The following is a 22,865-nucleotide window of genomic DNA, read 5'->3' on the forward strand; positions in this document are numbered from 1 at the left end:
CCGATAGCGAATGATTTGATGAGAATATGATGAAAACAAGAATTGAAATGACTTTTGAGACATTGCGTCAAGCGGGCAAAAAAGCCCTGATTCCTTATATCATGGCAGGCGACCCATGTCCTGATGTGACGGTTGATTTAATGCATAAGCTTGTTGAGCATGGTGCGGATATTATTGAGGTGGGGTTGCCTTTTAGCGACCCGATGGCAGATGGTCCCATCATTGCCCATGCTGCCGAAAGGGCATTGGCGGTAGGCGTTAGCACTCGTGATGCACTAAATATGATTGCTAAATTTCGTCAAACCAACCAAACAACGCCTGTTTTAGTCATGGGTTATTTAAACCCTGTTGAAATCATTGGTTATGATAATTTTGCTAATTTGTGTGCTGATGCTGGCGTTGATGCAATTTTGATGGTGGATTTACCGCCCAACGAAGCAGATGGCTATGCAAAATCACTGACCGAGCGTACCGACCATCCCATGAATCAAATTTTTTTGCTGGCACCAACCACAAAATCAGATCGCCGTGCCAAGGTTATCGAAAACTGTAGTGGGTTTATTTATTATGTGTCACTCAAAGGTGTCACAGGTTCAGGCGCGCTTGATGTCGCAGCCGTGCGTGAGCAGGTAGCAAAAATTAAGCAACAAACCACAATACCTGTGTGTGTGGGCTTTGGGATTCGTGATGGTGATTCAGCCAAGGCATTGGGTGCGGTTGCTGATGGCATCATTGTTGGGTCTGAATTGGTCAAGCATTTTGCTGATTGTGGTCATGATGAACAAAAAATTCAGCAAGCCAAGGCTGGGTTATTAAACAAAATGGATGAGCTTAGAAAATCACTTGACGAGCTTACATCAAGTACCAATTAATATTAAATTAACTTTAACAAGTTATTTAGTTTTATCATGATTAAGTGGTACTAAAAATTTACAAAGTTTGGTTGATGAGTTTGGTTTATAATAAATGCATCATAAGACCAAAGAGTGATTGGGTAAATAGTGTTTGCCAAAATTAATTTACAAGTGTAAACTATATGCCGTATTGGGTGGATACCCAAGTATGTTTAAAGGATGAATTATGAGTCAAACCCAACCGACAGAGCCAGTTATTTGGCTAAAGCGTGAAGTACCGGGCGTTAAACGCACAACCGTTCCGACACTAACGGCTGTTGAAACTGAGCCATCAACCGAATGCCCAAACTGCCATGCACTGATTACCAATACCGCATTAATCTTAAATCAGTATGTATGCCCTGAATGTGATCATCATTTGACCATGACGGCTCGCCAGCGTTTGGAGTGGTTTTTAAGTAGTGTAGAAACAGAGCTTGGTCAAGAATTTATAACAGGCAACCCATTAAATTTTATTGATTCTAAGCCATATCCTGAACGCATGAAAGAAGCTCAAAATAAGACGGGTGAGTCTGAAGGCTTGGTGGTCATGGCAGGCAAGCTTAAACATTTGGATATCATTGCTTGTGCGTTTGATTTTCGGTTTATGGGCGGTTCGATGGGTTCTGTCGTGGGCGACCGCTTTGTACAAGCCGCCGAAAAAGCCTTGACAGAGAACAAGCCTTTGGTATGCTTTGCTGCCTCAGGTGGGGCTCGTATGCAAGAAGGCTTATTATCACTGATGCAAATGGCCCGCACTTCAGCAGCTATTGAAAGATTGAGGCTGGCAGGCGTACCTTATGTGGTTATTTTGACCAACCCTGTCTATGGTGGTGTGACAGCATCTTTGGCAATGCTTGGCGATGTACATATCGCCGAACCTAAAGCAATGATTGGCTTTGCAGGTAAGCGAGTGATTGAGCAGACTGTGCGAGAAGTGCTGGGTGAGCCTTTTCAGCGTGCTGAGTTTTTGCTTGAAAAAGGTACGGTGGATATGGTGGTGCATCGCCATGAGCTTATCAATACCACGCATCGTATTTTAGCAAAACTAACAAAATCTGCCGTTTAGCCTTCACTTAAATTTGATGCATTAAAGACGCTTTGTGGGCGTCTTTTTTATTATCAAAAGATCATCTTGAATAATGAATTGTATCTTGATAGAATTACTTCTTATTTGTAAATGAAAACTGGTTATGGAGAATCTTATGCATATAAAAATGGCTATGATGGTAAGCTTATTAAGTTTGGGTTTATTAAGTCAAAATACATACGCACAAACGCCCAGCGATGAATCGATCGCTCAGTGGGCGCGGATTACTGATTTTAAAAATGATTTTGAGCAAGGCGTGGTAATTGGCTATATCAACTCTGCTAAAACAAGAATCTTATTATCCATTAAAAAAGCTTATCCTGATGCCACGGCTGAACAAATTGCCGCTGCCGATCAGCTAATTGAAGATATGCTTAAGCAACCCGCCGAACGAGTTTCTGAAAACCCACACTTTTATCAGAAAGTGCAACAAGTATTTAATAAGACGGTAAAACAGCATTTCACGCAACAACAGATGGATGCTTTGATTGAGTTTTATAGTTCACCAATAGGTAAAAGTATACACAAAAAACAAATGGCGTTTAATCGAGATCTCATAAATAGCTTATCAAATATCGTCATGGAGATGGATGAATTGGGTACGCCCAAAGAAGAGCTTGAAGCGATATATGATAAATTGTTCCCGCAATTACATCAAATTTTTGAAAAATAAAGTCACGCTACTGCCTTGAATAAAATCCTCCAACCCTGAGTGATTTTTGTTTTAAAAGCCCACCAAACCAAGTACAATAGCCTAAAGTATTTGGGAATCATAATTATGACAAGAACTTTAAGCCAGTGGCTAGAATATATTGGCGGCATTCATGTGTCTGCCATTGATATGGGGCTTGAGCGGGTGCTGCCTGTGGCAAGTTATTTGGGCATTATTCCGATAAAGACCCAACAAGATCAGACGGACAAAAAACCAATCATTTTTACTGTCGCAGGCACCAACGGCAAAGGCTCAACCACGAAAACTATCGCTGCCATTTGTGAAGCTTGTGGTCTAAAAACAGCACTGTATCAGTCGCCACATTTGGTATCTTTTACAGAACGCATTTGTATTAATGGCAATGAAATTAGTGAAAGTGATTTGGTGGCAGCGTTTGAGGCGGTAGAAAATGCACGAGTGGCCAAAAATGTCACGCTGTCATTTTTTGAGATGACGACTTTGGCGGCATTTTGGCATTTTAATCAAAAAAAATGTGATGTTTGGGTACTAGAAATTGGGCTTGGTGGGCGATTGGATGTGGTTAATATCATCAATCCTGATGTGGCAGTGATTACCAATATTGGTATTGACCATGTGGATTGGTTGGGTGATGACATTGAGCGTATCGGTCAAGAAAAAGCGGGTATTATTCGAGAAAATATTCCTGTCATCTTGGGTGCAAGGCAGTTACCAAATAGTGTGCATGAACTTGCAAATCGTTTGACAAAGCATGTGCATCAGTTGGGTGTCAACTATGATTATATGGAGCAAGATGAGACATGGATTTTTTCAAATGCAGCGTTAACCATACAATTACCCAAACCAAAATTATCGTTACAAAATGCTGTTAATGCTGTTGCAGCGGTGCTAGAAAGTGGGATAAAAATTCATTTAGATAGCGTGATCGACGGACTTCATCAGGTACAACTGGCAGGGCGATTTGATCAGCGTATCATTAATGATCGGCATTGGATATTTGATGTGGCGCATAATTCACATGGAATAAGCTTTTTTTTGGCACAATGGGCTGATGAATGGCATAAACACAAAAAAATATATCCGGATGCTAAGCTTAAGGTCATATTTTCAATGTTGGGCGATAAAGATGTTGATGCGGTTCTTGAGGTGATTAAAGCTGCCCTTGATGATAAAAAAATAAGCATCCATGATTGGTCTGTCGCCGCAATTAATCATCCTCGTGCGATGGATTTACAGACGCTTTTGGGCCATGTTCATACGCATATCCAGCCATCAAACCTTAAAATATACCAAGATTTAGCACAAGCTGCCCAAAGTGTCTCAACCGATGCCAGCACCCAAGATTTGATTGTGGTTTTTGGCTCTTTTCACACCATCAGCGAAACTTTGGTGGCGTTATTGGGCAGACCGTATTAGGACATCAATCAGCTTTTTATGTACTGGTCATTTAGACAAGTGTGATTGTTATCGCTTTGGGCAGTAATCATAATGCCAAAAATAATAGCGTATGCAAGATTTACGCTATTATTTTGGTGGATAGTGATGCTATCCTGCTCTGCCATCAATACGAGGTGTTCGCCATATATTCATGTAGCTGACGCTAAGCAAGAAAAAGGCTATCAACCATAATATTTGTGCGTGAATGATCCATATTACCAGATGTTGTGGCATAAGCCACGGTAAAATCACACGAAAAACTGTTGCCACGCTTAATAAACTGATAGCCCAAGGCACTGTTTTTGGTGGTTGATGGATGCTACGCCCTGAGTGTCCAAGGCTGACGCGTGCCATCATAGAAAGACTGAGTATGCCAATGCCGCCAACTGCCATCATATGCATTGCTAATGAATTGGTGATGCCAAATTGGAAAATTCGCAAAAAATACATGAGCTGCCCAAATACAATGCAGGCCATCGAAATAAACATACTCCAGAGCAAAGGTTTTTTCCAAATCCCTCGCGTATACCACCCTTGAAGCCGCCAAGCTTGTACTAATGCACAAACCAACGCACATAAACTGGCAAGCAGCTGCTGTGAGGCAAAAACCTCAAGCAAGAAGAAAATCACGAAACTAATCAAGCTGATGCGATCGATGTAGTGATTATTGCGTGGTTCAAACGCATAGCCCACACCCCGTGAGATAAAAAAAGGCGTTACCCGCCTTCCTATGGTAAGGACAAGACCGATAATCACAAAAGCCCCTAAATAAAGTGCATAATACCAACCAATGTGCCAGCCTAATGTTGCTGCAAGACAGAATAAATTTGCAATCAGCATTAGGATAATTTTTGATAAAATGCCCATTTGTCGCCATTGTTTGGTTTTTATCACAGGCTTTGTAATACTTATTAAAAATAAAATCGTAAATACAATATCTGCCAATACACCTAGCCATAAAAACTGTGGTAAAACAATGAAAATAATGCGTGCAAATAACCACGGCAACCAAATAAGATAAAGTTGTTGTCCGCTCGGCATGGTTTTTCCTGTCCAGTTACCAACAGCGGTCAATAAAAATCCTGCCACAACTGCCATTGAGTAGCCAAAAACCATTTCATGACCATGCCAATATTGCGGTGCAATGCTCATATGGGCACTAAACACGCCGCCACGATATACAAATAGCCAAAGCACCATACTAATCACAGCATATACCGCCGCACTTGCAAAAAATATTCGGAAACCCAAATTAAAAATTGCTCGATCTGCCAGATTCGGAAGCATTTTATTCATCAAAAAATCCTTACTCGCCAAATTTTTGATTTAAATTCATCACATATATGATTTAAATCATAAGTATATTATAGTCAATTCATTTCAAAATAACACATGATTTTAAAATTAATTATCATATGACATTCATCTAAGAGGTTTGATAGAATCAAAGGTATTTTGATAAGATTGATGATAAAATAAAATATTTTGGTGGCAGATTGGTCATATCACACAAATTTTATCCATGATAATCTTGACAATTTGATAAAAAAACTATATTTTTAATGGTTTGGGATAAAATTAGCCTTATGATTACACATGCAAATTCTATCCATAAAGTCAATAACAGGTCGGTGGTTTGGTTATGATTTCTAAACAAATTGCATTGGGCATTACGCTGGTCATTGGTAGCGGCGTGGCTTTTTTTGCCTTGGCAAAAAATGACACTCAAACAACCAAATCAGTACAAACGCCCCAGCAGATACCAAGTGATACCAAGGTGGCAAAACCTGTGGTTCAGCCTTTGACGGCAGATATAGCTACCGAAGAAAAGCTACTTGCCGAAAAGCAGCGTGTGCGTGAAGCACATACGCTTCAAATGCAAAAGCAAGCGGCTGCCTTGCTTGAAGAACAAAATAATGCACGCAAACAAGCACTTGAAAAAGCCAGTGCTGAAGCTAATGGACGCATGACGAACGATACCCAAACAGTTTCAGCGGACAGTGCTGCCAAAAGTGAGTTGATCGCAGCACCAACAGTTCAGACACGCCCCGAAGCAATCGAAGCTGCCCGTAAGGCCGAAGAAGCCAAAAAGGCTGCTGAGATGCTTAAGAACTCTGAACAAGAAACAAAGGATGAAAAAGCCAAAACCGCTGATAAACCCACCGAAAATAAAGCTGAAAATAAAAAAGAGAATAAAAACACCCAAACCAAAGCACCTGTGAAGGCGGGTACTCACGATGTTCAGCGTGGTGAAACTTGGCAGGGTATTGCGAATCGTTACGGCATTTCGGTTGCCGCCTTGGTTGAAGCTAATGGCGTGACACGCAATGATATTTTAAGAGCAGAGCGTCGTATCAAGATACCATCTGCATCTCAAATAGCTCGTTTGGAGCGTGATAATAAAGCCAGAGAATCCGCATCTAAAGACGGTAATAAAAAATCTGACAATCAGCCTCAATCTAAGACAGATAAAAAAACTGAATCAAAATCTCAAAGTTCCCAAACATCTGAGCGGTACATGGTTCAAGTGGCAATCTCTCCAGATAAAGATCGGGTTGATGAGGTGGTTAAAAAGTATCGTGATGCTGGCTATAAAGTCACAACCAGCAATACAAGTCGTGGGTTGCGTATCTTGGTTGGTAACGAAAAAACAGAAGAAGAAGCAAAAGCACTGCGTACTAAGATTGCCGCAGATTCTCGTGTCCCTTCATCGGGTGCTTTTGTGCATAAAGCCCAATAATCATAAGATACGCTGGGTAAATTGTCCTGTCAAGTGGCAAAATGTGGATAAACGCCGTACTTTTTTATATTGCTTTGATACAAAAAAAAGATAAAATATTGGATAATCATCTTATTTATGGACTGATTGGTTATTGATTTTTATTTCAATATGTATTAAGTATGACGCCATTACCAAACCAAAAAAGGGCAATGATGGAACAGTTAAAGACACTGACTGTACAAATCGAACACCAAATCGCCACCATCACACTCAACCGCCCCAATAAAAAAATGCCATCAGCTTTCAGATGATGGATGAGCTGATTAAGGTTGCTCATAAACTCAAGCGTAATCGTGAAGTTCGAGCGGTGATTTTGATGGGTGTAGATGGGAATTTTAGCTCAGGGCTGGATTTGGTGGATTTAAATGATCCTAAAAATTTAGGTCTTGCTTTGTATGAACTTGCCAAACCGACACCCAGTAAGTTTCAAAAGGTTTGCTTGATTTGGCAGAGTTTGCCTGTGCCAGTCATTGCTGTTGTACAGGGTGTGTGCGTTGGCGGCGGTCTTCAGCTGGCACTTGGGGCGGATATTCGTATCGCAGCGATGGATGCTTGCTTATCAGTGCTTGAGACTAAGTGGGGTTTGGTTGCTGATATGGGCATTACGCATACCGCTTGTGATATTCGCTGAGATGTGATGCAGCAGATTGCCATGACCGCTGAGATGATGGGTGCACCGATTGCCAAGGATTATGGACTATTGACGCATATCAGCGATGACCCTGTTTGTATGGCGATATCTTTGATAGATGCCATCAAGATGCGTTCACCTGATGTAGTACTTGCAAGCAAGCGTGTGATGAATACCACGCAGCGGCAAGATTATTTGGCACTGTATCAAGAAAAGCTTTGGCAGATCAAACTGATGCTCGGTGCCAACCGAAAGCTTGCCATCAAAAAAGCAAAAGATAGCACGGTGCAATTTATTCAGCGTCAATTTGGGTGATTGATTTGGGGTATTACGGCTTTGGCATCAAGCACGCTTAGCATTGATGATATTTTTATAACATACGATCAAAACTTAAAACCCTATCCATGATTGTACTAAAAATACCCCCATATATTAGGGGCATTGATAGGGAGATTAAACGACTGCTGGGCGTGCTATTTTTTCTTATAAGCCTTATGGCAAGAACCACACTGGCTGGCCATTTCACCATAGCTTGCTTCAACATCAGCCGCCGAGGCAGCTTCTGATGCTGCTAAGGCAAGTGCATTAATTGAGCTGGTAAACGCTTCGATTTTGGTTTGAAAGCCTTCAGGGTCTGTCCATATCTCATCTTTAGCATGACCACCTTGAGCCATTTCTCCTTCAAAGTGTACCCACATGGTGGCATTGGTATCAGCAATAAAATCAGCTCGCTCTTTAAAGGTGATGGCATCAAAGCGACTTGGGTCTTCAATCATTGCCTTCATACCTTCATTGGCATGACGCCAATCTTTCATGAGTTTGGCACGGTCTTCAACCTGTGGATTATTGGCGGTGGCAGTCCCTGAGCTGTTGCAACCTGCTAAAATAACAGTCATAAAACATGCAGCAGCTAAGGTAATTTTATGAAACATGGCGGCGGCTCCGTTTTGTTAAAATACCTTATTTTGGTAAAACAGGTTATTTGGTAACCTAATATTATTTACCAAAATGATTGATGAAATGTCTATTCTGATTACAAACAATGATGACATGCAATCAGGATAACAGTGTTTTTTGATGAAACAATACCTAAAAAATTGACCAAATTTGATTGACCAGCCAAGACAACGGCAATTTATGTTATGGCTTATCTGATAAGTTTAGCCAATCTTGGGGTTTTAGATAAAAATCGGTCAACTCAAATTCGGGCGTCCCTTGCTTGGGTTCATATCTGTATTCCCAAGCTGCCAGCGGTGGCATAGAAACCAAAATTGATTCGGTACGCCCATTAGATTGTAAACCAAAGAGTGTACCACGGTCAAATACCAAATTATACTCCACATAACGACCACGGCGATATAGTTGGAATTGGCGTTCATGCTCGGTATAGCTTTGGTGTTTATTATGCTCAAAGATTGGTATGATGCCATCGAGATATCCTTGACCGACGGCCTGCATGAACTTAAAACATGTCATAAAGTCCCAGTTTGTGGATGCTGTATTCATGTCATCATAAAACAACCCACCCACGCCACGACGCTCATGACGATGTTTAAGATAAAAATATTCATCGCACCAAGTTTTATACTTGGGATAAACTTCATCGCCAAAAGGCTGACATAACTCATAAGCCACCTGATGCCAATGCTTGACATCATTGAGATTTGGATAAAAGGGTGTCAAATCAAATCCGCCACCAAACCACCAAATTGGTGCACTACCATCGGTGGGCGTGGCAACAAATAACCGTACATTGGCATGACTTGTCGGTACATAGGGGTTTTTGGGGTGGACAACCAAAGAGACCCCCAGTGCTTGTGCTTGAGCACCAACCAGCTCAGGGTGGCGTACTGTCGCAGAAGCAGGCATCTGCTTGATATGAATATGGCTAAACATGACGCCTGCTTTTTCGATGACTTGCCCGCCTGATAAGACACAAGAGCGACCCCCGCCACCTTCGGGACGCTCCCAAGTATCTGCGATGAATTTGGTATCAGTACGACCATCAAAGCCACCTGAATTTTCTTGGTTTTCAAGGGCGTGAACGATGGCTTGTTGTAAGTTTAACAAAAAATCTCTGACTGCTTGGATTTGTGCTTGCATAAGATGTTCCTGCTGGATTAGGGTTTTTGGCTCAAATCATCTGTATTGATATAGTGATTCATGCGTTCACCTTTAACGGTTAAATAAGAAGTGTTGTGTTGATTGATGCCAACAATCAGAGGAATTCGCTCAACCACTGTGATGCCCAATTCATTTAACTCATTGACTTTATTGGGATTATTTGTCATTAAAGCCACTTGATTAATGCCTACATGTGCAAGCATTGCTTGGCACATCTCATAAGTGCGTGCATCAGCTGGCAGACCTAATAATAAATTTGCCTCTAGTGTATCATGCCCTTGATCCTGTAGCGCATAGGCGCGTATTTTGTTGGTTAATCCAATCCCGCGCCCCTCTTGTCGCAAATACAAAATTGCACCCACGCCATGTGATTGAATGGCACTCATGGCAGCATTTAGCTGTGGGCCGCAGTCGCATTTTAGTGACCCAAACGCATCGCCCGTTAGGCATTCTGAATGGATACGGATAAGAGGTAATTTATCTGTATGATTGGGTAACCCTGTACTTAATAAAATATGCTCTTGACCATCGTCATTTTCAAAAATATGAATGTCAAATTCACCATGAATGGTCGGCAGTTTGGCTTTGGTAATAAACTTATACAAGGGAAAATACCTTAAACATTTTTAAAATCGGTTTTTTATCATAAATAATTGCCCAAATCTTTGGGTCGGTCTAACCACTTAAGCGATGGGTAACGAGTGTTTTTACGATTTGAGTGTTACTAACATCTCAATTTCAATAAAAATTAAGCAATCAATGGGGTTTTTCTAGCAAAAATAAAGCTTGTCTTGTAAAATAACGCATCAGTACCATTGTGTAAACTGATAATAATAAAGCCGTGATTTTGTTAAAAGATTGGCGGTATATCATCAAAAATGCTATTATGCCATACTCTTTTTGATGATGAAATATGAATTTCTTGATAATTGGAAGCGAAACAGTCATGACGGATTCAGCCACCTACCGCCAACCATATACCGCCAAAGTCTTTGATGAGATTTTGACGATGCGTCCTGACACGCCGATTTTGGATTGTATCGCCAGCCCTGATGATTTAAAGGCACTGACAAACGATCAATTGATTCAGTTGGCTGATGAGCTGCGTGCGTATTTACTTTACTCAACAGGCGTAAGCGGAGGGCATTTTGGTGCTAATCTTGGCGTAGTTGAGCTGACGATTGCACTACATGCTGTGCTAAATACCCCTTATGATAAGCTTGTTTGGGATGTTGGGCATCAAGCTTATGCGCACAAAGTTTTGACAGGTCGCCGTGAACGCCTTCCAAGTATCCGTTCAAAAGATGGTCTGACCGCCTTTCCTGAGCGTGAAGAAAGCCAGTATGATACTTTTGGCGTGGGTCATTCATCAACCTCAATATCAGCAGCGTTAGGGATGAGTTTGGCGGCACGATTACTTGGCGAAAATCGTACCGTGGCAGCTGTGATTGGCGATGGTGCGATGACAGGCGGTATGGCATTTGAGGCGATGAATGATGCTGTCCAACAAAATGCCGATTTACTGGTTGTCTTAAATGATAATGACATGTCAATCTCAGCGGCAATTGGTGGTTTTTCACGCCATTTGGCAAAGCTATGGCAGCGTGGACTTGCCATGGATATTGATAAGCATGGTAATATTTTGATGGTCAAACGCACCATCTCCTCTGATGACCGCCGTATTCGTCATTATTTGCATATGGCAAACGGTGCTTTTGAAGATGTTTCAAGTCGCCTACCGAGTAAAATCAGCGAAAAAATCAGTGAGCTTTTTCATGGCGTTACCTCTTCACCTTTGCCAGATAAAATTGCTGAAAAAATTGGCGATAAATTATTTGCAGATAATCTATTTAAAGCCATTGGTTTTACTTATCTTGGGCCGTATGATGGGCATGATTTACCCAAACTCATCCAAGTGCTTGAGCGTGCCAAACAGTTAAAAGGTGCTATCTTAATTCATGTACATACCATCAAAGGTAAGGGTTTTTTACCTGCCGAAGCTGATCCGATAGGCTATCATGCTATCGGAAAGTTACCCAAAGCAGGCAAAAATCAAGCACCCACATCTGCACCAACTGCCAAAAAATATTCACAGATTTTTGGTGATTGGTTGTTGCATTGGGCAAATATTGATGAGCGCTTGGTTGCCATCACGCCAGCTATGGCGGAAGGTTCAGGTATGGTTGAGTATGCCACCAAATACCCCAAGCGATTTTTTGATGTGGCGATTGCTGAGCAGCATGCGGTAACTTTGGCGGCAGGCATGGCAACTTCAGGCAAAATTAAACCTGTGGTTGCGATTTATTCTACTTTTTTGCAGCGGGGTTATGATCAGCTGATTCATGATGTCGCCCTACAAAATCTTGATGTTACCTTTGCTATTGACCGTGCAGGTTTGGTCGGTGAAGATGGTGCGACTCATGCTGGGGTTTTTGATTTGGCATTTTTACGCTGTGTGCCTAATGTCATAATCGCTGCCCCAAGTGATGAACATGAGTGCCATCAGTTATTGAACACTTGTTATCAGTATGACGGTGTGGCAGCCGTACGCTATCCTCGTGGTGTTGGCGTGGGGCGTAAGGTTGATATGACAGATGAGCATTACCCAATTGGGCGGGCCAATGTGGTCTGGCAGTCATCAAACTTTGATACAAAAAGCACCAAAAAACTGGCAGTATTATCGTTCGGCACTCGCCTAAAAGATGCTCTGACCGCCGCCCAAAGACTGTCAGAAAGTCAAGCAATCGCTTGTATCGTGGTGGATATGCGTTGGGTTAAGCCTTTGGATGAGGCACTTATTTTAAGGCTGATTGAGATGGGTGTGACGCATATTGCTACTGTTGAAGAGCATCAAATCACAGGCGGTGCAGGCAGTGCAGTGAATGAATTCATCGTAAGCCTACAAGCGTTGGTTAAGCTGTTAAATATCGGTATCAAAGATGCGTTCATTCATCATGCCAGCCATGAAGAACAGCTGTTGTATTGCCGATTGGATACTGATGGTATTTATCAATCTTTAAGTAATTTAATCATCAAAAACTAAATCCTTGTCGGGTTGGTTGTGTTTTGTGTATTTGTTGCCATGACCATAATTTTCATTGGTTTTTTGGCAGTTTTTGGCGTATAATAAAAATCTTTTGCGTGATGAGTGCAAATTAACTCTTTAAGCAGTTTAATTTAATAAAGCAGGTGTAGTATGGAACCGATGGTTGTCATGGCGGCAAACGCAGCCAAAAAAGTGGGTCATGAAATTTTGCGAGCACATCAAAATCGCCATCGCCTTGATTTGGCGGTAGAATCCAAGGGGCTTGATGGCTTGGTTACCCAAATTGACCGTTATGCTGAAGAGCTGACGATTGCTACACTCAAAGAAAGCTATCCCAATCATTCGTATTTGGGTGAAGAATTTGGCTTACAAGAGGGTAAGGGTCATGATGCTGATTGGTGTTGGGTGATTGATCCACTAGATGGCACCCAAAACTTTGTCCATGGCGTCCCACATTTTTGTGTGTCTATCGCTGTCCAAAAAAATGGCGTCACTGAGCATGGTGTGATTTATGATCCTGTTCGAGATGAAATGTTTTCTGCCAGTCGTGGTCGTGGTGCTGTCATGAATCAGCGTCGCTTGCAGGTGAGTGAACGCAAGACCATTGAAGGCGGACTGTTTACGACAGGTCATCCCTATGAGCGTATGGTGGGCGAAGAGCGAGTCAGCTTTGCCCGTCAGCATTTTGCCAGCTTGCAAGCCATCTGTGAAAATGGTGGTCAAGTACGCCGCTTTGGTTCTGCTGCCTTAGATTTGTGCTATGTTGCAGCAGGTCGCTATGATGGTTATTTTGAGATGTCGCTTAAGCCTTGGGATATGGCGGCAGGCGAGCTAATTGTCACCGAAGCGCGTGGTGTGGTGGTTGATCACAAAGGTGCATCAAATGCGATGACAACTGGCTCTGTGTTTGCTTGTAATGTCAAATTGCTCAAACCATTAATGCAATTGGTCGTACCGCGTTGGGAAAATGCTTTGGTGGGCTAAACGCCTTTGCATGTATCATGGTCATATCTAGTAACGCTCATTTTTGAGCGTTATTTTTTATTGGGATTGATTAAATTTAAGGGGATTGTCTTAAAATTAATAAAGATGTGACAAGATATGTCAAAAATGAAACAAGTGTTTACACTTTATGGGCATAAATTGGCAATAATTGGTTGTGTACATATGTAAACATAAGCTATACTAATCTCAACAAATCAATCAAACACCAAAGCAAATTTATAACAGCTGCTGGTGATAGACATAGGATATGACAATGAATCAGCCAAAACGCCAAAACATTGAAATGAATATTTTATCCAAAGGCACCGAAAAGCCAATCACCACCGAGATGATCACTGCTGTCCTAAAAAAACTTGCCAAAGGTCATTGTGAATCATTGGCACTAACTGCTTAAATGTATAACTAAATTATTTAATCGTTTATTATTTAATCATTTCTCCAAAACTTGTTGGCTTTCAAGCAGACATACCGCCTTTAATGGCGGTTTGTTTGTTTTGGCTAAAATATCATCGAGATTGATATCATAAATGGTCTTAGCTGACCGATTTATCAAGACTTAGGATATGAGTTGTTATTGTTATCAAGTATTGTGTATAAAAAAGGGCTTGCAAACTTACAAACCCTTTTTTATGAATTGAAAATGGTAGGCCCAGCAGGACTTGAACCTGCGACCAAAGGATTATGAGTCCTCTGCTCTAACCAACTGAGCTATAGGCCCAAATTTGGATAAGAAAAAAACCAATGATGAATGTCACTGGCTCTTTTAAATTTGGTGGGGACGGAGAGACTCGAACTCTCACACCTTGCGGCGCTGGAACCTAAATCCAGTGCGTCTACCAATTCCGCCACGTCCCCAAGTTATTTTTCAAGCGATATACGCATTCTTGATGTTGGGTATTATATAGATTTTTAAAATTTTGGCAAGCTTTTTTTTGATAAAATGATAACAATTTCATAAAAATTTTATAAATTTTTGATTTTATTGGTTATTTATAAACTCATTTCGCCTGCTTGTTGGATTTTATATGAGAATCAGGGGTATTTTCACGAATTTTGTGGGAAAATTCTGCCGATGATATGGGATTGTGATGATTGTATTGTTCAACTTTTGGATTGATGAATGCCAAAGCTTTAAGCTCATTAAAACTTAATCTGTATCGATTATACCAATTTCGTATAAATATTCAGGCAAACGACCCGATAATAAGATGCGATAGTCATTGGGCGCGTGCGTATTGGATTTATTAAATCAAATATTGCTGTTGTACTGTTTTTTAATAAAGTATTATACCAAGAAGGGTGGGTGGCAAGAGTTTTAGCGGCATACAAATAAGCCAAATGAAAGCAAAGTATGTGCGATATTGTCGTTATCCCAAATTGAGACAATCAAATCCAGTGATTTAATTTGGGATAAATCATAGCGGCGTACTTCCCATCTAGGCAAATAGTCGGTTTTGCTGATCCATTCAAAATTTCTGACATTTTTGACAGTAACTTGATCACCGATTTGATGAAATTGGATCTGTGCCTTAACTTCATCTTGCCAAGGTCGATCATTGCTTGGCTTTTGAGCATATAACCAAAAGGTTGTTATGCTTAGCGTGGCTTTTAATAACAGTGTCTAAGTGGCAGCTGAGCGTCGAAAAGCGTATAGATAAATGATTGGGTAATACTAGTATGACAGGATAAGCTGCTGAGCCAAATGGTCTATGCACCAACGCTAATACTGCCCAAATTTTCCATAGCCCAAATGCCAAGTGCCGTAAAAAAGATGCCAAATCCGCCAAACTGGGCTTAGCAAATGGATTTGGGTGCTGTAATTTTTGTCGTAACTGATTGGGCTTAAATGGTATCATGGGTATTGATGAAATAATTTTTAATCATCATAGCATATATGATAAACTGAGTATATGTGATAAACTGATTGATAAGAATTATTTGGATAATTAAAGGCGTTAACAATGATTACTGAGCTTAAGATAACTGAATTTACACCAACCAAAGATAAGGTCATTTGGGATGTGCGTGATGCCGAGCAGTACCAAGAAGGGCATATTGAACATGCGGTCAATCATCCGCTTAGCACAATTGATAAAACGCTTTTGGATGCCACAAAAGGCGATATTTATGTCTTATGTGGCGGCGGTACTAAGGCACAAAAAGCAGCAAAGCTCATCAATGAGCTGGATAATGACCGTCGTATCATTCATTTAACTGGTGGTACCCGAGGGGCAATCGCCAGTGGCATGGCGATTATTTCTGAGCAACCGTTAGAAAGAAATTAATATTTTTTATATTAAAATCAATAAGTTATAGATTTTATGGTTTATTTTATAAATTAGTGGTTGACAGCTTGGAGCCTTAGTTGTATTATACGCACCACAACGACGAGCTGATAAAGAAGCTTGAAGTGATAAAATCGGAGTGTAGCGCAGCTTGGTAGCGCATCTGCTTTGGGAGCAGAGGGTCGGGGGTTCGAATCCCTCCACTCCGACCATTTAAAGCCGATAGGATTTTTTATTGGCATTGTCAACACATTAAGACACTCGAGCGCCTGTAGCTCAGTTGGATAGAGCATCTGCCTTCTAAGCAGGTGGTCGCAGGTTCGAATCCTGCCAGGCGCGCCATATGCCTGCATTACTATGGCGGCTATAGCTCAGTTGGTAGAGCCCCGGGTTGTGATCTCGGTTGTCGTGGGTTCGAGCCCCATTAGTCGCCCCATTTTTCAAAATCCCATCAATAAATTATTGATGGGATTTTTATTTGTTGCCATAGTTGAAATTATAAGGTGAATGATTGTCATAAAAAGGTCTTTACTGTACAATATTTGGCGTATTTCATGATGATGAACCAATCAAAGTATGAATAATTTTAGATGTTATGGGGGTAATATGTTGGATCAATTGATTATTGGTAGCAGAACTTTTAATTCGCGTTTGTTGGTTGGTACAGGTAAGTATAAAGACCTAAATGAAACCAAAGACGCTATCCATGCCAGTGGTGCCAATATTGTTACGGTTGCGATTCGCCGAACCAATATTGGACAAAATAAAGATGAGCCAAATCTTTTGGATGTGATTTCACCGAATAAATACACCATTTTACCAAATACTGCAGGGTGCTTTGATGCCGATAGTGCAGTGCGTACTTGCATGTTGGCACGAGAGCTGCTTGATGGCCATAATTTGGTTAAGCTTGAAGTGCTTGGTGATGAAAAAAACCTTTATCCAAATGTCACCGAAACACTAAAAGCAGCAAAGGTGTTGATTGATGATGGTTTTGAGGTCATGGTCTATACTTCAGATGACCCAATTGTTGCCAAAGAGCTTGAAAGCATGGGCTGTGTGGCAATTATGCCATTGGGTAGCTTGATTGGCTCAGGGCTTGGGATTTTAAACCGCCACACTCTAAGCTTAATTATTGAGCAAACCAAAGTGCCTGTTTTGGTCGATGCAGGCGTAGGTACAGCATCAGATGCAGTAATAGCGATGGAGCTTGGTTGTGATGGTGTTTTAATGAATACTGCCATCGCCCATGCCAAAAATCCAGTGATGATGGCTTCGGCGATGAATCATGCAGTTGTCGCAGGTCGAGAAGCGTTTTTGGCAGGGCGTATGCCTGCACGCCATATGGCACAAGCAAGCTCACCGCAGACAGGGTACTTTTTTAAATAGCCAGATGGTATCTTAAATTGAGTGGTTGTCGCTTGATTTGGGAAATACTTAATGGTATCAAAAATAAAATTTGAAAACTTATCATTAACCCAAAATTTTGTTATCATAGAAAATTTTGGGTGATTTTAGGTTAAGGGAACTTGGATTATGCGTGCGCTGAGCATTGTGGATTCACTATTTTTATGGCTAGAAAATACCAAACAACCCATGCATGTGGCTGGCATTTGTGTATTTGAGTTACCCAGCGATCAAGATGAAATCAGCTTTATCAATGAGCTTGCCAACCAAATTGACTCTGATGCTATTCCTAATTTCCCATTTAATCAAGTGCTTTACCATAAATTTGCTTGGAAAACCATTCGCAAATTTCATATCGACCGCCATTGTTATCGGCACAGCCTACAGACTGGCAAGATGTCGGAGGCGATCGCTCAAATCTCAAGACTGCATGAACAGCAATTGGATCGCAACAGACCATTATGGGAGCTGCATTTATTTGATAATCTTGAGCCAGAAACGCAAAACGGCACTCGGCGATTTTTATTGTACCTAAAAGCTCATCATGCCATGATAGATGGCGTTGCTGCAATGCGTTTATTTCAGCGTTCGCTATCGCACTCACCTGATGAAAAGCTGTCTAAACCAATTTGGCTTCGTAATATTCGCCGCAAAGAATCAAGCTTTGTGATGGATAAAAAGCCAATCGTTGAGCGTTTTAAAGACCAAATTGCGGGCCTAAAGCCAGTCTATCAAGAGCTTAAATCTGATTATCAGCTTAGCCAGTCTACCGCATCCCAAACATCAAAAACGCAGTTTATCAGTAGTTTGCAAGCGCCGCCATCAATACTCAATCAACGCATTGGCACCAGTCGGCATATCTGTGTTCTGACCTTAAAAAAAGCACGGTTTGTCCAAGTTGCAAAACGGCTCAATGTCAGTACCAATGATATGATTTTGGCAGTTTGTTCCACTGCCATCAGAAACTACCTGCTGTCTCAAAATGCTTTGCCAGATATGCCATTGATTGCTTTTGTGCCGATTTCTTTACGAAAAAATGATACTGCTTTGGGCAATCAAATCTCATTTATTCCAACCAATTTGGGTACAAATAACCCTGATGCCATCGCACGCCTTAGGTTGATTCATGACAGTGTGCAAGCAGGCAAGATGCGCGCTGGGCGTATGACACAAGCTGAATTTATCAATTATACGGCAGTGCATTATGCTTGGGCAGGGATAAATTTGGCAATGCGTCTTTATCCAGCTAAGCAGGCATTCAACCTAATCATCTCCAATATCCCAGGTGACAGTACGCCTTTGTATTTAAATGGGGCGAAGCTGACAGCCATGTATCCTGCTTCGGTTTTATTTGATGGTCAAGCACTCAATATCAGCTTTACCAATTATCAAGATTGCATTGACTTTGGGATTACGGCATGCCAAACAGCCCTACCAAATATTCAATCATTACCATCATTGCTAACACAAGCACTTGTCGAGTATGAAGGCAATGATTATAGTAGCAATCAAGTATAAAAACTGGTCAAAGACGAGTTTAACCAGTTTTTATGAGTTTGATTTGTCTTGATAAAGTTAAGCCAAAACCGCTCCGATGGGCATGGTGTCAGGCAGTGTGATGACTGTTAATACCCCTTGTTTTTCAGCTGATAAAATCATACCCTCTGAGATACCAAACTTCATCTTGCGAGGTGCTAAGTTGGTTACACAAATCACTTTTTTATCGGTCAGCTCTTCAGGTTGATAAAACTTGGCAATACCGCTAAATACATTGCGAGTATGCTCTTCACCCACATCTAAAGTAAACTGTAGGAGCTTATCGGCACCTTCAACACTTTGGCATTTGACCACATGGGCAACTTTCATAGTCACTTTGGCAAACTCATCAATACCAATGTATGCCGATTTGGCGGTATCCGTATCATCTAAAACTGTTTTTTTGGTGTTATCAGTGCCTGAGGTTTGGGTAAGATTTTCTTTAGAGTCATGAATCATCGCATTAACTTTATCTTTATCTATACGCTGCATTAATGGTGTAAAGGGGTTGATGTGATGGCTGAGTAAATGGCGATGGCGTGTATCAAACTCTAAGCTGTCAATATTTAAAAATTCACGGGCTTGTTCGGATAATTTTGGTAAAATGGGTGCAAGATAAATGATCAGTTTATGAAAAATATTCAGCGAAACCGTACAAACCTTTTGAACTTCATCAAATTTACCTGCTTTATTTAATGCCCATGGTTTTTGGGTATCGATATACTCATTGGCTTTGTCAGCACAGGCCATAATGAGACGGGTGACCTTGGCAAACTCACGCGCCTCATAAGCGGCAGCAATCTCATCACCTGCACAGATAATCTCATCAATCAGTTTGGGTTCGGTCAATTCATCTGATAATTTACCATCATGATTTTTGTGAATAAATCCTGCTGAGCGAGAGGCAATATTAACCACTTTACCAACCAAATCTGAATTGACTTTTTGCATAAAATCTTCAAGATCAAGGTTAATATCCTCGACATTTGCTGACAGTTTGCTGGCAAAATAATAGCGTAAATATTCAGGATCTAAATGCGTCAAATAGGTTTCTGCCTTGATGAATGTGCCACGAGATTTACTCATTTTTTCACCATTGACGGTCAAAAATCCATGTGCATTAACCGCTGTTGGGGTGCGATAGCCTGCACCTTCAAGCATGGCTGGCCAAAACAGTGAATGAAAATATACGATATCTTTACCGATAAAATGATATAGCTCAGTTTGACTGTCTTTATTAAAATATTCATCAAAATCCATATCGGTACGGTCGCACAGATTTTTAAAGCTTGCCATATAACCAACAGGGGCATCTAGCCAAACATAAAAATATTTATCAGGCTCATCTGCAGGTGTATCTGGAATCTTAAAGCCAAAATATGGTGCATCACGACTGATATCCCAAGGTGCAAGACCTGCGTCAAACCATTCAGATAGCTTATTATAGATGCTGCTTTGAAGTCGTCCTTGAGACTTTGTCCAAGTCCTTAAAAATTCATCAAACTGCGGTAAATTGAAAAAATAGTGCTTAGATGATCGAATGATGGGTGATGAGTTTGAGAGTGTTGAATAAGGGTTTTTTAGTTCGGTGGCATTGTAGGTGCTAGAGCAGACTTCGCAATTATCGCCGTATTGATTGGGTGCGTCGCATTCAGGACAAGTGCCTTTGACAAAACGGTCAGCCAAAAAAAGCCCTTTTTCAGTATCAAACAGCTGTTCCACATCTTTGGTAAAAATATAACCATTTTGCTTGAGTGTGGTGTAAATTTTTTGGGAAAAATATTGATTTTCGGAGCTGTGGGTAGAGTGGTAATTATCAAAATCAATCAAAAATCCTGCAAAATCCTTTTCATGACTTGCCTTAACGGTAGCAATTTGTTCTTCTGGGGTGATGCCATTGTCTTGTGCTTTTAGCATGATTGCGGTGCCATGTGCATCATCGGCACACACATAAGTCACATTATGCCCCATGGCTTTCATGGCACGCACCCAAATGTCAGTTTGGATGTATTCAACCAAATGCCCCAAATGAATGGGTCCGTTGGCATAAGGTAGGGCAGAGGTTACCAAAATTTTACGGCTTGTTTTCATAAAAATCCCATTAAAAAATTGCTATAAAAATGGTCTCATTATAGCATAATCGTATCAAAATAGCTCAATCGTGCATCAACTCAATCAAAACTCAGTTTGATGATAAAAGACATTAAGCATCTGGCATGGTAATCTTTAAGATGCCAGTATGTATGCTAAAGTTACTTTACTGAAAGTTAAGGCCATTTGATGATGGTTTGGTTTGTTTTTTTGGTAAAAATGTTTTGATAAATTTACTGAATTTAACAGCAAAATTTGTTATGATGGCAGTTTTTATAGTGATGTTTGGAAAATAAAACCATGAGTGCATTACGCCAGACCCAATCGCAGTTACAGCTTTATGATACCCTAAGTGCCAGCAAGCGTCCATTTAAACCGATTCATGCAGGGCAAATTGGGATTTATGTGTGTGGTATGACAGTTTATGACTACTGCCATATGGGTCATGCGCGTGTCATGGTGGGGTTTGATGTGATTGTACGCTGGCTTAGAGCCATTGGCTATCAGGTTAATTATGTACGAAATATTACGGATATTGACGATAAAATTATTCAAAGAGCCTACGATAACGGCGAGACCATTACCGAGCTGACCGACCGCTTCATCACAGCTATGCATCAAGATGAACAATTTTTGGGTTGTCAATCTCCCAACATAGAACCTCGTGCGACCGAACATATTGAAAATATGCAGCATCTGATTGATGTTTTGCTGACAAAAAACTTGGCCTATCAAGGCAGTGGCGGCGATGTGTATTATGCAATCGAAAAATTTCCTAATTATGGCAAGCTCTCCAAGCGTCATGTAGATGATATGCAAGCAGGTGCATCAGAGCGTGTGAGTACCGCAGAAGATAAACGCCATCCTTTTGATTTTGTATTATGGAAAACCGCCAAGCCGTCTGAACCACATTGGCAATCGCCGTGGGGTTTGGGTCGACCTGGTTGGCATATTGAATGTAGTGCCATGAGTACTTGCTGTTTGGGCGAAACTTTTGACATTCATGGCGGTGGGCATGATCTGCAGTTTCCACATCACGAAAATGAGATTGCCCAATCTGAAGGTGCAACTGGTAAAACCTATGCCAATCATTGGATGCATATGGGGTTTATTAATATTGATGGCGAAAAAATGAGCAAGTCTTTGGGTAATTTTTTCACCATTCGTGAGGTTATGGATAAGTTTCATCCTGAAACGATACGGTTTTTTTTATTATCCAGTCATTATCGCAGTCCTGTTAATTTTTCAGATACAGCACTCAAAGAAAGTCATACCGCATTATCACGCATCTACCAATCACTAAAATCGGCCGAAAACTTTGGCGTCATATCAATCATGCCAAATGCTTGGGAGAGTGAAGCAGGGCAGGCATTTGCCAAAGCGATGAATGATGATTTTAATACCCCCAAAGCGGTGAGCGTGCTTTTTAGCGTTGTTACTGAGATTAATCGAGCCATGAAAGCAGGCGAATACCAAAAAGCCACTCAAGAAGCATCGACGCTCAAGACGCTGGCCTCGGTGCTTAATATCGCCCAATCATCGCCCCATGAGTTTTTGCAAGCCAATATTGGTAATAAGCCTGATGGCTTAAGTGATGCCGAGATTGCCAATAAAATCGCCCAAAGACAACAAGCCAAAGCTCAAAAAAACTTTGCCAAGGCAGATGCGATCCGTGATGAGCTTAACCGTCAAGGCATTGAGCTTGAAGATGGTCGTATGGGTACGACTTGGCGACGGATATAAGGCATAAGCGTTTTAAAGGGTAATTTGCTCTTTACCAAATTACCCTTGTCATTGTGCCAAAAATACCCATAATAAAGGCTGATTTTATATATGAGAACGCTCTT

Annotated in this window: 20 protein-coding genes and 5 tRNA genes; 17 read left to right on the forward strand and 8 right to left on the reverse strand. The window is 41.1% G+C overall.

All coding sequences use genetic code 11. The annotated features are described in order from the left end of the window. Nucleotides 1-29 precede the first annotated feature (29 nt). From trpA to folC, 4 genes are all read left to right on the forward strand, one after another. A complete protein-coding gene (gene trpA / locus HMPREF2573_RS02195; RefSeq protein WP_003657639.1) occupies nt 30-872 on the forward strand; it encodes a tryptophan synthase subunit alpha in 843 nt (280 codons plus the stop codon). Nucleotides 873-1,080: 208 nt separating this feature from the next. After that, entirely contained in the window at nt 1,081-1,962 is an 882-nt protein-coding gene (accD, locus tag HMPREF2573_RS02200; RefSeq protein WP_003657638.1) for an acetyl-CoA carboxylase, carboxyltransferase subunit beta, read from the forward strand. A 136-nt stretch (nt 1,963-2,098) separates the two neighbouring features. Next, the gene (locus tag HMPREF2573_RS02205) at nt 2,099-2,656 is read left to right on the forward strand and encodes a DUF2059 domain-containing protein (protein WP_003657637.1); all 558 of its coding nucleotides are present in this window, start codon (nt 2,099-2,101) and stop codon (nt 2,654-2,656) included. 105 nt (nt 2,657-2,761) lie between these two features. Next, nucleotides 2,762-4,090, forward strand: coding sequence for a bifunctional tetrahydrofolate synthase/dihydrofolate synthase (gene folC, locus HMPREF2573_RS02210; RefSeq protein WP_003670170.1), 1,329 nt, complete (start codon nt 2,762-2,764; stop codon nt 4,088-4,090). Nucleotides 4,091-4,219: 129 nt separating this feature from the next. Here the strand turns inward: folC and HMPREF2573_RS02215 are convergent, their stop codons facing one another. Then, on the reverse strand, nt 4,220-5,407 hold the full coding sequence (locus tag HMPREF2573_RS02215) for an NnrS family protein (protein WP_070472416.1): 1,188 nt from the start codon (nt 5,405-5,407) through the stop codon (nt 4,220-4,222). 346 nt (nt 5,408-5,753) lie between these two features. On the opposite strand from HMPREF2573_RS02215, the gene HMPREF2573_RS02220 reads away from it, so the two are divergent. From HMPREF2573_RS02220 to HMPREF2573_RS09540, 3 genes are all read left to right on the forward strand, one after another. Further along, complete coding sequence (locus tag HMPREF2573_RS02220) at nt 5,754-6,851, forward strand: LysM peptidoglycan-binding domain-containing protein (protein WP_003674109.1); 1,098 nt, start codon at nt 5,754-5,756, stop codon at nt 6,849-6,851. A 289-nt stretch (nt 6,852-7,140) separates the two neighbouring features. Next, nucleotides 7,141-7,524, forward strand: coding sequence for an enoyl-CoA hydratase-related protein (locus HMPREF2573_RS09535; protein ID WP_051009461.1), 384 nt, complete (start codon nt 7,141-7,143; stop codon nt 7,522-7,524). Nucleotides 7,525-7,530: 6 nt separating this feature from the next. Next, nucleotides 7,531-7,839 (forward strand): Clp protease/crotonase-like domain-containing protein, encoded by a 309-nt coding sequence (locus HMPREF2573_RS09540; protein WP_050809227.1) that lies wholly within the window; start codon nt 7,531-7,533, stop codon nt 7,837-7,839. 158 nt (nt 7,840-7,997) lie between these two features. Here HMPREF2573_RS09540 and HMPREF2573_RS02230 read toward each other — a convergent pair whose 3' ends face one another. From HMPREF2573_RS02230 to ribA, 3 genes are all read right to left on the reverse strand, one after another. Then, nucleotides 7,998-8,456 (reverse strand): c-type cytochrome, encoded by a 459-nt coding sequence (locus HMPREF2573_RS02230; RefSeq protein WP_003657631.1) that lies wholly within the window; start codon nt 8,454-8,456, stop codon nt 7,998-8,000. Nucleotides 8,457-8,664: 208 nt separating this feature from the next. Beyond that, nucleotides 8,665-9,627 (reverse strand): oxygen-dependent coproporphyrinogen oxidase, encoded by a 963-nt coding sequence (gene hemF, locus HMPREF2573_RS02235; protein WP_003657630.1) that lies wholly within the window; start codon nt 9,625-9,627, stop codon nt 8,665-8,667. A 17-nt stretch (nt 9,628-9,644) separates the two neighbouring features. After that, complete coding sequence (gene ribA / locus HMPREF2573_RS02240; protein ID WP_003657629.1) at nt 9,645-10,253, reverse strand: GTP cyclohydrolase II; 609 nt, start codon at nt 10,251-10,253, stop codon at nt 9,645-9,647. 341 nt (nt 10,254-10,594) lie between these two features. On the opposite strand from ribA, the gene dxs reads away from it, so the two are divergent. The 3 genes from dxs (at nt 10,595) to HMPREF2573_RS09290 (ending at nt 14,093) form a co-directional block, all read left to right on the forward strand. Then, nucleotides 10,595-12,691 carry a 1-deoxy-D-xylulose-5-phosphate synthase gene (gene dxs, locus HMPREF2573_RS02250; RefSeq protein ID WP_070472418.1) on the forward strand — a complete coding sequence of 699 codons (2,097 nt, stop codon included), beginning with the start codon at nt 10,595-10,597 and terminating at the stop codon, nt 12,689-12,691. A 153-nt stretch (nt 12,692-12,844) separates the two neighbouring features. After that, the gene (locus HMPREF2573_RS02255) at nt 12,845-13,678 is read left to right on the forward strand and encodes an inositol monophosphatase family protein (RefSeq protein WP_003660355.1); all 834 of its coding nucleotides are present in this window, start codon (nt 12,845-12,847) and stop codon (nt 13,676-13,678) included. Nucleotides 13,679-13,952: 274 nt separating this feature from the next. After that, nucleotides 13,953-14,093, forward strand: coding sequence for a hypothetical protein (locus HMPREF2573_RS09290; RefSeq protein WP_003657625.1), 141 nt, complete (start codon nt 13,953-13,955; stop codon nt 14,091-14,093). 247 nt (nt 14,094-14,340) lie between these two features. Here HMPREF2573_RS09290 and HMPREF2573_RS02260 read toward each other — a convergent pair. The 3 genes from HMPREF2573_RS02260 to HMPREF2573_RS02270 all read right to left on the reverse strand — a co-directional run bounded on the left by HMPREF2573_RS02260 (nt 14,341) and on the right by HMPREF2573_RS02270 (nt 15,555). Continuing rightward, nucleotides 14,341-14,417: transfer RNA gene (locus HMPREF2573_RS02260), tRNA-Ile, on the reverse strand. A 52-nt stretch (nt 14,418-14,469) separates the two neighbouring features. After that, a tRNA-Leu gene (locus HMPREF2573_RS02265) sits at nt 14,470-14,554 on the reverse strand. A gap of 698 nt (nt 14,555-15,252) precedes the next feature. Beyond that, nucleotides 15,253-15,555 (reverse strand): hypothetical protein, encoded by a 303-nt coding sequence (locus tag HMPREF2573_RS02270; protein ID WP_003657622.1) that lies wholly within the window; start codon nt 15,553-15,555, stop codon nt 15,253-15,255. 105 nt (nt 15,556-15,660) lie between these two features. Between HMPREF2573_RS02270 and HMPREF2573_RS02275 the strand changes: the two genes are divergently transcribed. From HMPREF2573_RS02275 to HMPREF2573_RS02300, 6 genes are all read left to right on the forward strand, one after another. After that, the gene (locus tag HMPREF2573_RS02275) at nt 15,661-15,984 is read left to right on the forward strand and encodes a rhodanese-like domain-containing protein (RefSeq protein ID WP_003657621.1); all 324 of its coding nucleotides are present in this window, start codon (nt 15,661-15,663) and stop codon (nt 15,982-15,984) included. 135 nt (nt 15,985-16,119) lie between these two features. Continuing rightward, nucleotides 16,120-16,196 (forward strand) — tRNA-Pro (locus HMPREF2573_RS02280). Nucleotides 16,197-16,249: 53 nt separating this feature from the next. Continuing rightward, a tRNA-Arg gene (locus HMPREF2573_RS02285) sits at nt 16,250-16,326 on the forward strand. Nucleotides 16,327-16,344: 18 nt separating this feature from the next. Further along, nucleotides 16,345-16,420: transfer RNA gene (locus HMPREF2573_RS02290), tRNA-His, on the forward strand. Nucleotides 16,421-16,590: 170 nt separating this feature from the next. Next, the gene (locus HMPREF2573_RS02295; protein WP_070472421.1) at nt 16,591-17,373 is read left to right on the forward strand and encodes a thiazole synthase; all 783 of its coding nucleotides are present in this window, start codon (nt 16,591-16,593) and stop codon (nt 17,371-17,373) included. A gap of 147 nt (nt 17,374-17,520) precedes the next feature. Next, nucleotides 17,521-18,909 (forward strand): wax ester/triacylglycerol synthase family O-acyltransferase, encoded by a 1,389-nt coding sequence (locus tag HMPREF2573_RS02300; RefSeq protein ID WP_070472424.1) that lies wholly within the window; start codon nt 17,521-17,523, stop codon nt 18,907-18,909. Nucleotides 18,910-18,966: 57 nt separating this feature from the next. Here the strand turns inward: HMPREF2573_RS02300 and metG are convergent, their stop codons facing one another. Continuing rightward, nucleotides 18,967-21,018: a methionine--tRNA ligase gene (gene metG, locus HMPREF2573_RS02305; RefSeq protein ID WP_070472427.1), complete on the reverse strand. Its 2,052-nt coding sequence runs from the start codon at nt 21,016-21,018 to the stop codon at nt 18,967-18,969. A gap of 300 nt (nt 21,019-21,318) precedes the next feature. On the opposite strand from metG, the gene cysS reads away from it, so the two are divergent. Further along, on the forward strand, nt 21,319-22,761 hold the full coding sequence (gene cysS, locus HMPREF2573_RS02310; protein WP_003664367.1) for a cysteine--tRNA ligase: 1,443 nt from the start codon (nt 21,319-21,321) through the stop codon (nt 22,759-22,761). Nucleotides 22,762-22,865 lie beyond the last annotated feature (104 nt).

Source organism: Moraxella sp. HMSC061H09 (assembly GCF_001809255.1).
Lineage (GTDB): Bacteria > Pseudomonadota > Gammaproteobacteria > Pseudomonadales > Moraxellaceae > Moraxella > Moraxella catarrhalis.